The following is a 12487-nucleotide window of genomic DNA, read 5'->3' on the forward strand; positions in this document are numbered from 1 at the left end:
CATGGCCATTTCTCATCAAACCGTTATCCTGTATTTAAGTCAGATAGTTTGGCCGCTGGCTCGCATATCCGGATTATTCCTGTCAATGCCTTTAATTTCTTCTGTATTATTACCCAGAAGCATTCGTATTATTTTTGCATTTGCCCTGGCGTTCATCGCCATGCCCTTTATCCCGGAATCCATGTCTTTTTTATACTTCAGACTGGAGCATCTATTTTTTCTGATGAATGAGATATTGCTCGGATTGCTTATGGGGTTCGCGCTGCAATTGGTTTTTCAGATTTTTATTGTGGGTGGCCAGATTATCGCCATGCAGGCTGGACTGGGTTTCGCGGTAATGGTTGATCCGGCCAGTAAAGCCAGTGTGCCTTTGGTAAGTCAGCTTTATCTAATGATGGTAAGTCTTTTATTTTTGACTTTAAATGGTCATCTGGCGCTTTTCGACTTATTTCTTGAGAGTTTCAAAATAAAGCCAATAGGTCAATTTGAGGTAGGGGTGACTGAATTGGCTTCGATACTGGGATTTTCTGCCTGGATGCTGAAAGAGTCTGTTCTGGTTTCTCTTCCTGCAATTCTTTCCTTATTATTAGTCAGCCTTGCCTTTGGTGTGATGAGCCGGGTGGCGCCACAGCTTAATTTATTTTCGATTGGCTTCCCTATTACTTTGTTGATGGGATTTATAGTGATTCGCTTTAGTTTACCCGGCCTTTTTGACCAAATGAGCGATAGCATTGAACAGGGCATTTTACTCATAAAAGGGATGTTACGCTGATGGCCGAAGAAGAACAGTCGCAGGAAAAGACGGAACAGCCCTCGCAAAAGCGCATCAAAGAGGCGAGAGAAAAAGGGCAGGTGCTGCGTTCCAAAGATTTTAACGCAACACTGATTCTCATTTTCTCAAGCTTAAGTGTCCTGATTTTGGGTCATTTTCTGGCTGAACAGGCCAAAAAGATGATGCAGCAATCGCTGCATTTCAATTTGGAATTATTCCGGTCGGATGCCAACCTGTTCTATAAAATGCGCGAAGTGATGAGTTTGGGATTTAATCTTGTCTGGCCATTGCTGCTCTTAATTTTATTGTTGTCAATTATTGCTCCCTTACTAATTGGCGGCTGGGTATGTTCATTTGAGGCAGTGAGGCCTCAGTTTTCACGCATGAATCCCATGAAAGGATTAAAGCGTATGGTTTCCTTGAAGGCAGTGGTCGAGATGGCCAAATCCTTTATCAAATTTGTGTTAGTCGCTTTGGCAGCGCTGCTTATATTGCATTGGCAAGTGCCTTCATTAATGGCATTGGCTAATTTTTCACTGGAAAGCGCTATTGGCGAGGGCCTTAGAATTATTTCCTTTTCTTTTCTGATGATTAGTTCCTGTTTGATTCTCATTGCGGCCTTGGATGTGCCTTTTCAATGGTATGAATTTCAAAAGCAGTTAAAAATGACGCGTCAGGAACTGAAGGATGAGTACAAGGAAACGGAAGGAAAGCCTGAGGTTAAAAGCCAGATCCGAAGAATGCAGCAGGAAATTTCGCGCCGGCGAATGATGGCAGAAGTGCCCAAAGCCGATGTGGTGTTGACGAATCCAACGCATTTCGCAGTCGCACTGCAGTACAAACAAAAGGGTAATCGCGCGCCGGTTGTGGTGGCTAAAGGGAAAGATCTGATTGCTTTCCAGATCAATAAAATCGCATTAGCGCACAAAGTGCCGATCTTGTCCTTACCCCCATTGACCCGGGCTATTTACTTTTCAACTGCTCTGAATAAAGAAATTCCCAGAGGCTTGTATGTGGCGGTAGCGCAAGTGCTGGCCTACATTTTTCAATTAAAAAATCGTCAGTATTACGAGCGGCAACCCGCTTCGCTTAACGATTTACCTATTCCTGAAGATCTTAGACGCAGCGAGGAGGAGAACTGATGAATTCCTGGGTACAAACGATTAAATTATGGATCAATCAGGGACTCGGTACTCCGCTGATGATGGTTATCATGCTAAGTATGATGATTCTGCCTCTGCCTGCTTTTCTGCTGGATATCTTCTTCACTTTCAATATCGCCCTGTCCCTGATTGTGCTGTTGGCCGTTATTTACAGCGAGCGCCCCCTTGATCTGGCGGTTTTCCCAACAGTCATTCTGATAGCGACCCTATTACGTCTTGCATTAAATGTCGCTTCAACACGAATCGTTTTGTTGAACGGCCAGAATGGCACGGATGCCGCGGGACAGGTAATTCAATCCTTCGGTGAGGTCGTTATTGGCGGCAATTATGCAGTGGGCCTGGTGGTTTTTATCATTCTGGTGGTGATTAACTTTGTAGTCGTCACCAAAGGAGCCGGACGGGTCTCGGAAGTTAGCGCCCGATTCACTCTGGATTCTTTGCCAGGAAAGCAAATGGCCATTGACGCTGATTTAAACGCTGGCCTGATTAATCAGGAACAAGCCATTAAACGACGGGCGGAAGTATCCCAGGAAGCAGATTTTTACGGATCAATGGATGGTGCCAGCAAGTTTGTCCGAGGAGATGCGATAGCCGGTATTTTAATTTTGCTGATTAATATGATTGGCGGTCTAATCATAGGCGTTTTGCAGCATGGAATGTCGTTCGATGATGCCTTGCACAATTATATTCTATTGACTATTGGTGATGGTCTGGTGGCTCAGGTCCCTTCGCTGGTTCTGTCCACAGCAGCTGCTATTATTGTCACTCGCGTTTCCAGTGCGCAAAATATGAGTCAGGCATTGGTAAAACAAGTATTCGGACATCCGAAGGCACTCATAATCGCAGCGAGTATTATCGGTTTGATTGGTGTGGTTCCTGGCATGCCTCATATTGCTTTTCTTTTATTGGCAGCAGGTATTGGCACTATGGCTTATCTCATGATTCGCAGCAATCAGGACAAAGCCAGAAAAGAAAAACTCAGTGAGTCGCACGAGCCTTTAAAGGATAATTTACTGGTCTCTGAATTAAGCTGGGATGATGTCAACCCGGTCGATGTTATTGGACTGGAAGTAGGTTACCGCCTTATCCCACTGGTTGATAGCTCACAAGGCGGTGTTTTATTATCCAGAATCAAAGGCGTCAGAAAAAAGATTTCCCAGGAATTAGGTTTTTTAATTCCAACTGTTCATATTCGGGATAATCTTGATCTTAAACCCAATCATTATCGAATCAGTCTGGCGGGTGTCATTATGGGAGAGGCGCCTGTTTTTAATGATCGTCTGTTAGCTATAAATCCCGGACAGGTATTTGGTGAGCTGGATGGGCAGGCAACCAGGGATCCTGCTTTTGGGCTTAATGCAGTCTGGATTAATGAAGGCCAAAAAGAGTTGGCACATACTTATGGCTATACAGTAGTTGATGCCTCCACTGTAGTCGCTACCCACTTAAGCCAGATTCTTGAGCAGAATAGTCAACAGTTATTAGGCTATGAAGAAACCCAGCAGCTGCTTGATAAGCTGGCATTGTCCTCACCTAAGCTGGTCAAAGAGCTGGTTCCTGACAATTTAACACTGGGAGCTGTAAATAAAGTATTGCAAGGCTTGCTGACTGAACATATTCCCTTAACCGATATTCGCACTATCGTGGAAACCCTTGCAGAGTCATCCGGCAAATCCAAGGACATTGATTATCTGATTGCTCAGGTTCGTGTCGCTTTATCGCGTTTGATCACACAAAAGATGAGTGGTTTAAACGAGGAGCTGCAAATCATTACGCTCAAACCGGAGCTGGAACAGTTATTGCAGCATTCACTCCAAAACAGTAACGGACAAAATATGAGTTTTGAACCGGGGATGGCAGACAAGATTCAGCAGGCCTTACTGCGGTTTGCAGATCAACAACAGGCACGTCAACAATTGGCCGTTTTGGTGGTTCAGCCTGGAATACGATCCATCCTGGCACGTTTTGTGCGTAACATTTCCAATAATCTGCATGTAATGTCCTATCAGGAAATACCTGACAACAAGCAGATAAGAATAGTGGGTACAGTGGGATAACAAGGGATTTTTATGAAAATAAAACGTTTCACCGCATCGGATACACGAACAGCCATGCAGCAAATCAAATCCGTTTTTGGACCGGATGCTGTTATTTTATCCAGTTCAAAAGTGGATAATGGCGTGGAGATTGTGGCTGCTATCGATTTCGATGAAACTATATTAAGCCCTGAAGCGGCAGTCTCAACTCTTGGCAGAGAGAACGCTTCCAATACTGCGGTATCCTCTCCACTGGATGAAATGAAGCAGGAAATTCAGACACTTAGAGGGATGCTTGAGGCGCAGTTGCGCGGCAATGTTGGCCGGCAGGAACCGCTTCATACCATTTTGATGCAAAAATTGCTTTATCTTGGTGTCAGCCAATTGACAGCCACATCTCTGATTACGCATATCAACCCGGGACTTAACCAGCAAAATGCCTGGCAGCAAGTATTAGGTCGTTTATCTGAAGCGCTCCCTATTTGTGACAGCCGACGAATTGAAGAAGGGGGAATCTATGCTTTCGTAGGACCCACCGGAGTAGGTAAAACAACTACTCTGGCAAAGATTGCCGCCCGATTTGTATTACGCTTCGGGGCAGACAAGTTGGGTTTGATCACAATGGATACCTATCGAATTGCTGCTCAGGAGCAGTTAATCGTGTATGGAAAAATATTGGGTGTGCCTGTTTGCGTGGCACAGGATGAACTCTCTCTTTCCCGAGTTATCAGTCAGCTGAATGACAAAAAGCTGATTCTGATTGATACGGCGGGAATGAATCCTGCTGACGAGAGGGTTAGCCAGCAGATGGATATGTTAAGCTCCCATCTCCACTCGATTTCAACGGTACTGGTTTTACCTGCAACCAGTCATTATCAGGTTATTATTGAGGCGATTAAACGCTATCAGGTGAGCCGGGTAGAGCAGTGTGTGGTGACGAAACTGGATGAATGTCTGGCCTTGGGAGGGGTATTAAGCGCTATTGCGGAAACTGGAATAGGGGTCAGTTACGTAACCAATGGACAACGGGTTCCTGAAGATATCAAACTGGCCACGCGCTATCAGTTAATTGAACAGTTTGCTCAGCAGGAATTACGCATGAATGAGTATGATACGGCTGCGCAAACAATTCAGAATGCTGCAAGGAGGTTTTATGTCGAAGATTGAAAAACCTTTAGATGATCAGGCAGCGGGATTACGAAACATAACTCGCTCCAAACCGGTTAAAGTCATCGCGGTGTCAGCCGGAAAAGGAGGTGTCGGCAAAAGTAATATCTCTGTAAATCTGGCAGTTGCACTCGCGCAAATGGATAAGAAAGTACTGTTACTGGATGCCGATTTGGGTCTGGCCAATATTGATATCATGCTGGGTTTGCATACAAAATTTAATTTGTCTCATGTGATTCAGGGGATCTGCCATTTGGCGGATATTATGTTGACAGGCCCCTATGATATACGAATTGTTCCCGCTGCTTCCGGAACTGATTATATGACTCAGCTAAGTCCGAGTGAGCATGCCGGCATTATTGATGCATTCAATGAGTTAACCGATGATTTCGATTATATGATTATCGACACCGCTGCAGGGATTTCTGATACTGTATTGAGTTTTGTCCGTTCTTCGCAAGAGGTGGTGGTAGTCGTTTGCGATGAACCCACGTCATTAACCGATGCCTATGCTTTAATTAAGGTGATGAGCAAACGCTATGAGTGGAGCCATTTTCATATCCTGGCCAATATGGTCAGAAGCATGCGCGAAGGGCGTGAGTTGTTTAATAAGCTTTATCGAGTGTCGGAGCAGTTTCTCGATGTTAGCCTGGATTATCTGGGAGCCATCCCATTCGACGAAAGAGTGCATGACGCGGTTAAAAAACAAAAAGCGGTATTGGCAGCATTTCCCGATTCAAATGCCGCCAAGGCATTCAGAAATCTGGCAAAAAATGTGGAAAAATGGCCGTTTAAACCTGTGCTGGGTGGCAATACCAGTTTTTTTCTGGAGCGTTTGGTAGCCAGTGAACATTAAAACTGGCTTAGCCTAAAAGGAATTTTTTCAATAAGAAAAAATAAGGAGACAGTCGTGGATGCGTTAGCAGCTTACGGCAAAGTAAATCAGCAAACCCAGGAAACCCTTGTCAAGGCGCATGCGATGCTGGTTAAACGAATCGCGCATCATCTGATGGTTCGTTTGCCGCAAACAGTGCAGCTTGATGATTTGATTCAGGCAGGGATGCTGGGCTTATTGGAAGCGGTAAGACATTATGACTCAAGCAAGGGGGCTTCCTTTGAGACTTATGCCGGCATCAGAATCCGCGGGCACATGCTGGATGAAGTTCGTCGAAATGACTGGGTTCCCAGATCAGTGTATCGCAATGCCAGAATGATTTCTGAAGCAGTCAAACAGGTAGAAAACCGCCTGGGTCGAGAAGCTAAGGACGCGGAGGTTGCTGCAGAGCTGAATTTAAAACTGGAAGAATATTATGAAATGCTGCAGGACTCTGCGGGCAGCCAGTTATTCGGGTTTGATGATCTGGGTGTAACCGAAGATGTATTAAAAGGTGAGGGCTATACCAGCGAACCGCACACCCATGTGATTCAGGACGATATGATCGCAAGACTGGCTCATATTATTGAAGGGTTGCCCAAAAAAGAGCGGCTGGTTTTATCCCTGTATTATGAACAGGATTTGAATTTGAAGGAGATCGGAGAGGTCTTGGGGGTCAGTGAATCGCGAGTTTCACAGATACATACTCAGGCAACTCTGCGAATCAGAGCACGCCTGTCAACAGAAGAATAGAGAAATTATGGATGGTTTGACTTTTCTGGGATTAATTACCGGATTTACAGCGATTATTATTGGCCAAATGTTTGAGGGCGGAAGTTTAACCTCGCTTTTAAATATGCCGGCTTTATTCATCGTCATGGGGGGAACGTTGGGGGCTGTGATGGTGCAGACTCCCTGGAATACGTTTAAAAGGGCATTCAAAATCTTTCCCTGGATATTTTCACCGCCAAAAAATTCGTTTGAAAAAAGTAAGGAGCAGTTGATTGATTTAGCTCGAAAAGCCAGGCAGCACGGCCTTTTAACCCTTGAACAGCATATGGAAAGTGAAAACAATACGCTCATGCGTCAGGGATTGGAACTGTTAGTCATTGGAGTCGATAAGATCACCATTCGCCAAGTACTGGAATCAGAAATTGATCGCCGCGAAGATTATGATTTGCGTGCTGCCCATGTGTTTGAAAGTATGGGGGGATATAGCCCTACTATCGGGATCCTGGGTGCTGTTTTAGGGCTTATTCAGGTAATGCGAAACCTGGCAGATCCTGGAGAACTGGGCGTTGGTATTGCTGTTGCTTTTGTCGCTACTATTTATGGGGTAGGTTTAGCCAATCTGGTTTTTTTACCAATCGCCAATAAACTGAAGTGCTGTATTGCCAACCAGATTCATCATGACGAAATGCTGGTAGAGGGTTTGGTTGCTATGGCCGGTGGAGAAAGCCCAAATATGCTAAACTTAAAGCTAAATAATTATGGACTCCATCAAGAGAATGCGCGGAAGAAGAGCAAAAAAGATTGAACATGAAGATACACATCGGTGGATGGTTTCCTACGCGGATTTCATTACATTACTATTCGCTTTCTTTGTAGTGATGTATGCGATTTCCTCGGTGAATGTTTCCAAATATAAAACCCTCGCAGATGGAATGCAGTCTGCCTTTAACCAGAATGGCAAACAAAAAGCCCCAATGAGTAACCGGAATGATGGACAATCAGGTGGTGCCATAGATGTGGATGCCTTTAATGATCTGGAGCAAAAACTAGCCGAGTTGCAAGATTCGGACTACAGTGCAAACAGACAAAACGGATGGATTGAGCTGGATATTAAAGCAGAAGCGCTTTTTGACAGTGGAAGTGCAGAGTTACGCCCGCTTGCTGTAATTAAACTAATGAAATTAGCCAATATACTTAAAAAAGTTCCATTTCCTATCGCCCTGGAGGGATATACCGACAATCTTCCAATCAGTACCCCCCAATATCCTTCAAACTGGGAACTATCCGCGGCCAGGGCTGCTGCTGTAGCCAGAATACTAACCAATTATGGGGTTGATCCGGGGCGTATAACAGTCACGGGGTATGGCGAGCAGTTTCCAGTTGCTGATAATATTTCTGACGATGGCAGAGCGAAAAACAGACGAGTGAATTTAATCATTGCCAAGGATAAAACCATTCCACGGTTACTAAACCCTGCTGAAGGAAAAAATCAGTTTACAGTGGAAACTCAAAAAAACAATGAACCCCCTCTTTCATTACAGCCTAAAACTGATATGGTAGTACCATTAGCCAAGGAGACACCATGATGTTAATTATCAGTTGCGGTTTAATAATTTGTGGCTTATTTGCTTTATTCATCATGAAGCAACGAAAGGAAATGAAAAGCTTATCTCTAAAACTCAGTCAGTTGAGCCAATCAGTAGAACGCTATCAGTCCGAGCAGACCGCACTGGTCAATGCCGATCTGGTCTTTGCCAGGCAATTAACAGACTTGAACCGCCAGTTGGGAAGTATTGATTCCCAGGTGAATATGATAGAAAACAAACGCAACAACGATGGCGGTTATCAACATGCCCTGCGTATTTTGCAAATGGGAGGCGACAAGGCCGAAATTATCGATAATTGCCATTTATCGAACGCTGAAGCAGAATTATTGATGAATTTGCATGCTTATCGCGAAGCAATAAAAACCTCGGAAAAGATTTAAAGAGGATTGCGATTAACCTGTCGAAACAGGCTTACAACACATATAGATCCTGTGTCATTTCCGCGCAGGCGGAAATCCATCGATGATTTGACACCGTGCTTGCGATGAGAAAAGATTCCCGCCTGCGCGGGAATGACACAGTTGCACAGATGTTAAATCATCGTGGACTCGGCTGAGGTTTTGCTTCGGGCTCTGGTTCCGGGCTTTTAATTGTTCCCAAAGCATCGCGCATCGAGTTGGTGTGATTAACTGAAGGGATCTCGGAGAGCGCTTTCAACGCTTTAGTATACATAGGCTGAGGATTCGCCTTATTTGCCAGTTCTATTGCTGATTTAATCTCTTCGACTGTGCCCTGATAAAGCGTGCCGTCTCCACAGGAAAAAACGGTAAAGCCTGTAGGTTTTCCATCTCTCATTTGCTGAGCAAGAAATTCACGCTTTTGGCTGGCCTGATCAGTAAAAAACTCGATGGCACTTTCCTGAGAGGGGAAGACCAGACTGCCGTCTTCTTCCGGCTCCTGACCATACTTGAGTTTAAATTGGTCAACAATTTTGAGCCAGTCGTCATCATTGATAGAAAGTTTTTTAATACTTACTGGTTCTGGTGCAGGCTCATCGGCTTCGGATTTTTTTTTGTCAGGCTGAGTTAAATTTTCTTGTGGAAGAACTGGTTTTTTAGCTTCCTGGGCTTGAAGGGCTTCATTCGCGCGACGCTGGGCTTCCAGCTGATCTTTATGTTTTTGGGTGTTGGCTTTGGTCATCGTTATCTCCAGTCCTGATGAGGAGTATAATATTCTGTCAGTAAGTCCAGGAATGATAACATACTTTTCAGGTGCAGCATCTGGGGAGAATTGTTAAGTTCCTGTTAATTTTCTGTCTAATTGCAATGTTTTATCTGTATTCTAAAATTGTAGTCTGAAAATACAGCTATGGTTTCAATTTAGCTTTCGCGTTAAACTAACAGGCTTATCGCTGGAGAGATTAATTCGACCTGTCTGCCCCAGGCAAATGACAACAGGTTAAAGCTCATGCTTATATAATAAATTATTGATGAATTGAAAGAGAAATCCATGTTAGAAGTAAATCAAATCAGTTTTTCACTGGAAGACCTGTCCAAGCGTACTCAGGCGCTTAGGGGGTATCTTTGACTTTGATACAAAAAAAGAAAAATTAGAAGAGGTCGTCCGAGAGCTGGAGGCGCCAGAAGTCTGGAACAATCCTGAAAAAGCGCAGGCTTTAGGGAAAGAGCGTGCTCAATTGGAGGCAGTCGTCAACCAACTGGAACAGCTAGGTCAGAACATCGTTGACCTTAATGAGCTTTTTGAATTAGCTCGTGCTGAAAATGACGAGTCTGCAATCAATGACGTTTTTCAGGAACTGCAGGATGTTGAACAGCAAGTGGCTGCGCTGGAATTCAGACGTATGTTTTCCGGAAAAATGGATCAGGCGCCGGCTTATCTTGATATCCAGTCCGGTTCCGGAGGCACAGAAGCCCAGGATTGGGCGGAAATGCTGCTTCGTATGTATTTAAGATGGGGAGAGCAGCATGGGTTTGATACAGAGCTTGTTGAATGCTCAGCAGGGGATGTGGCTGGAATAAAAAGTGCTACAATTCATTTTAAAGGCGAATATGCCTATGGCTGGTTACGCACAGAAACCGGAGTTCATCGCCTGGTTCGTAAATCCCCCTTTGACTCGGGAAACCGGCGTCACACCTCCTTTGCTGCTGTTTTTTTGTCGCCCGAAATTGATGACAATATTGAAATTGAAATTAATCCGGCTGATCTGCGTATTGACACCTATCGTGCTTCAGGGGCCGGTGGACAGCACGTTAACCGAACAGACTCCGCAGTAAGAATTACTCACGAGCCCACCGGAATTGTTGTCCAGTGTCAGACAGACAGAAGCCAGCATAAGAATAAAGATCAGGCGATGAAGCAACTTCGCGCGAAGTTATATGAGCTTGAGATGCAAAAGAAAAATGCCGAGCAACAAGCGCTGGAGGCCACCAAATCGGATATTGGCTGGGGTTCGCAAATACGTTCCTATGTCCTTGATCAGTCTCGAATCAAGGATTTACGTACAGGTGTTGAAACAAGTAATACGCAGGCAGTACTTGATGGCGACCTCGATCGTTTCATTGAAGCCAGTTTAAAGGCAGGAATAGGTGCAGAATGACAGAAGAACATTTAGACGAAAGTACAGTATATCAGATACGTAAACAAAAGCTGGAAGGGCTACGAGGAGAGGGTTTTCAATTTCCAAACCAATTTCGCCGCCAATACCTGGCTGCCAATTTAATACTGCAATATGAAAATCAGGATAAGGAAAGCCTGGCTGAACAATCGGTCCATGTTTCAATCGCTGGTCGTATTATGTTGCGAAGAGTAATGGGAAAAGCCAGTTTTTTTCATATTCAGGATGTTTCCGGACGCATACAGGTTTATATTCGACAAAATGATTTACCAGAGATGTACGAGCAATTTAAGCACTGGGATCTCGGAGATATCGTCGGAGTCAAAGGCCTTTTGTTTAAAACAAATACTGGTGAATTATCCGTCCATGCCGACTCTGTCGAATTACTAACCAAATCACTTCGTCCATTGCCAGATAAGTTTCATGGTTTAGCTGATCAGGAAATGCGTTATCGTAAGCGTTATGTGGATTTAATCGCTAATGAAGAAAGCCGCCGAACGTTTTTAATACGCTCAAAGCTCATTACTGCCTTACGGCAATACATGGATCATCATGATTTTCTTGAAGTAGAAACGCCAATGATGCATCCTATTCCTGGCGGTGCTTTAGCCCGGCCATTCATTACTCATCATAATAGTCTGGATATGCAGATGTTTCTGCGCATTGCCCCGGAACTTTATTTGAAGCGGCTGGTTGTCGGTGGATTTGAAAGGGTATATGAAATTAATCGAAACTTTCGTAATGAAGGGCTGTCCACACGGCATAATCCTGAATTTACAATGATTGAGTTTTATCAGGCTTATGCCGATTACAATGACATGATGAATTTCACCGAAAGCCTGCTTCATCACCTTTGCGATGTGGTCAATGGTTCGCGGCAAATTCAATATCAGGACAGTGTGCTAGATTTTTCCAATACTTTTGCAAGACTCTCTGTGCGGGAAGCGATACTGAAGTTTCATCCCAATCTCAATGAAAGTCATCTGTCTTCCATTGAAGCTTGCCGTAAGGTACTTGACAGCCTTTCACTGCCCTATGGCCAGAATGACGGGCTTGGTAAATTGCAGATGATAATTTTTGAAGAAACCGTTGAACATCTTTTGATTCAACCCACCTTTATCACCGGTTATCCAACAGAGATTTCGCCTTTGGCGAGAAGGAATGATCGCGATCCTGAGGTAACGGATCGTTTTGAGTTCTTTATTGGCGGCCGCGAAATAGCTAATGGATTCTCAGAGTTAAATGATGCAGAAGATCAGGCCGAACGTTTCCGCAAGCAGGTTGATGATAAAGATGCCGGCGATTTGGAAGCGATGCATTACGATCATGATTATATCGAGGCATTGGAATATGGAATGCCTCCAACGGCAGGTGAGGGAATTGGAATTGACCGTCTGGTGATGTTATTTACCAATTCGCCTTCAATTCGGGATGTGATTCTGTTTCCGCACATGAGATCTCAGGATTAGATCTGATTAAATAGAGTCTTGATAAGCACATTGAGACTCTATTTTACTCTTTTCCATAGACTCTTCGCTTCCTGATAAATTCCTTTCTCTCA

General features: G+C 44.3%; 12 protein-coding genes. 11 read left to right on the forward strand and 1 reads right to left on the reverse strand.

Annotated elements, in window-relative coordinates; genetic code table 11:
• Nucleotide 1 precedes the first annotated feature (1 nt).
• The 9 genes from fliR to E1O89_RS01500 are packed head-to-tail and all read left to right on the forward strand — an operon-like array spanning nt 2 to nt 8731.
• On the forward strand, nt 2-772 hold the full coding sequence (gene fliR / locus E1O89_RS01460) for a flagellar biosynthetic protein FliR (protein ID WP_133138609.1): 771 nt from the start codon (nt 2-4) through the stop codon (nt 770-772).
• Entirely contained in the window at nt 772-1914 is a 1143-nt protein-coding gene (gene flhB, locus E1O89_RS01465) for a flagellar biosynthesis protein FlhB (protein WP_133138610.1), read from the forward strand. Before fliR ends, flhB begins: the two co-directional genes overlap by 1 nt.
• A complete protein-coding gene (flhA, locus tag E1O89_RS01470; RefSeq protein WP_133138611.1) occupies nt 1914-3992 on the forward strand; it encodes a flagellar biosynthesis protein FlhA in 2079 nt (692 codons plus the stop codon). Before flhB ends, flhA begins: the two co-directional genes overlap by 1 nt.
• Before the next feature lie 12 nt (nt 3993-4004).
• On the forward strand, nt 4005-5138 hold the full coding sequence (gene flhF, locus E1O89_RS01475; protein WP_133138612.1) for a flagellar biosynthesis protein FlhF: 1134 nt from the start codon (nt 4005-4007) through the stop codon (nt 5136-5138).
• Nucleotides 5125-5994 (forward strand): MinD/ParA family protein, encoded by an 870-nt coding sequence (locus E1O89_RS01480; RefSeq protein ID WP_112219986.1) that lies wholly within the window; start codon nt 5125-5127, stop codon nt 5992-5994. Before flhF ends, E1O89_RS01480 begins: the two co-directional genes overlap by 14 nt.
• 54 nt (nt 5995-6048) lie before the next feature.
• Entirely contained in the window at nt 6049-6765 is a 717-nt protein-coding gene (locus tag E1O89_RS01485; RefSeq protein WP_058508713.1) for an RNA polymerase sigma factor FliA, read from the forward strand.
• Nucleotides 6766-6772: 7 nt separating this feature from the next.
• On the forward strand, nt 6773-7549 hold the full coding sequence (locus E1O89_RS01490; RefSeq protein WP_133138613.1) for a flagellar motor protein: 777 nt from the start codon (nt 6773-6775) through the stop codon (nt 7547-7549).
• Nucleotides 7503-8330 (forward strand): flagellar motor protein MotB, encoded by an 828-nt coding sequence (locus tag E1O89_RS01495; protein WP_262337361.1) that lies wholly within the window; start codon nt 7503-7505, stop codon nt 8328-8330. Before E1O89_RS01490 ends, E1O89_RS01495 begins: the two co-directional genes overlap by 47 nt.
• Nucleotides 8327-8731, forward strand: a complete 405-nt coding sequence (locus E1O89_RS01500; RefSeq protein WP_262337362.1) for a DUF2802 domain-containing protein — start codon at nt 8327-8329, stop codon at nt 8729-8731. Before E1O89_RS01495 ends, E1O89_RS01500 begins: the two co-directional genes overlap by 4 nt.
• 157 nt (nt 8732-8888) lie before the next feature.
• On the opposite strand, the gene E1O89_RS01505 is transcribed toward E1O89_RS01500, so the two are convergent.
• On the reverse strand, nt 8889-9491 hold the full coding sequence (locus E1O89_RS01505) for a hypothetical protein (protein ID WP_133138614.1): 603 nt from the start codon (nt 9489-9491) through the stop codon (nt 8889-8891).
• Between the two features lie 309 nt (nt 9492-9800).
• Between E1O89_RS01505 and prfB the strand changes: the two genes are divergently transcribed.
• A protein-coding gene (gene prfB, locus E1O89_RS15365) for a peptide chain release factor 2 (protein WP_410054748.1) occupies nt 9801-10908 on the forward strand; the annotation gives its coding sequence in 2 pieces (ribosomal slippage) (nt 9801-9875 and nt 9877-10908; 1107 coding nt in all).
• Nucleotides 10905-12395, forward strand: a complete 1491-nt coding sequence (gene lysS, locus E1O89_RS01510; RefSeq protein ID WP_133138615.1) for a lysine--tRNA ligase — start codon at nt 10905-10907, stop codon at nt 12393-12395. Before prfB ends, lysS begins: the two co-directional genes overlap by 4 nt.
• Nucleotides 12396-12487 lie beyond the last annotated feature (92 nt).

The organism is Legionella genomosp. 1 (assembly GCF_900640215.1).
In the GTDB taxonomy this organism is placed as follows: domain Bacteria; phylum Pseudomonadota; class Gammaproteobacteria; order Legionellales; family Legionellaceae; genus Legionella_C; species Legionella_C quinlivanii_A.

Coding starts and splice junctions, on each gene's coding strand:
- E1O89_RS01505 (WP_133138614.1), bottom strand. CDS start 9,491: ATGACCAAAGCCAACACCCAAAAACATAAAGATCAGCTGGAAGCCCAG.
- flhA (WP_133138611.1), top strand. CDS start 1,914: ATGAATTCCTGGGTACAAACGATTAAATTATGGATCAATCAGGGACTC.
- fliR (WP_133138609.1), top strand. CDS start 2: ATGGCCATTTCTCATCAAACCGTTATCCTGTATTTAAGTCAGATAGTT.
- E1O89_RS01480 (WP_112219986.1), top strand. CDS start 5,125: ATGTCGAAGATTGAAAAACCTTTAGATGATCAGGCAGCGGGATTACGA.
- lysS (WP_133138615.1), top strand. CDS start 10,905: ATGACAGAAGAACATTTAGACGAAAGTACAGTATATCAGATACGTAAA.
- flhB (WP_133138610.1), top strand. CDS start 772: ATGGCCGAAGAAGAACAGTCGCAGGAAAAGACGGAACAGCCCTCGCAA.
- E1O89_RS01495 (WP_262337361.1), top strand. CDS start 7,503: ATGGACTCCATCAAGAGAATGCGCGGAAGAAGAGCAAAAAAGATTGAA.
- flhF (WP_133138612.1), top strand. CDS start 4,005: ATGAAAATAAAACGTTTCACCGCATCGGATACACGAACAGCCATGCAG.
- E1O89_RS01490 (WP_133138613.1), top strand. CDS start 6,773: ATGGATGGTTTGACTTTTCTGGGATTAATTACCGGATTTACAGCGATT.
- E1O89_RS01500 (WP_262337362.1), top strand. CDS start 8,327: ATGATGTTAATTATCAGTTGCGGTTTAATAATTTGTGGCTTATTTGCT.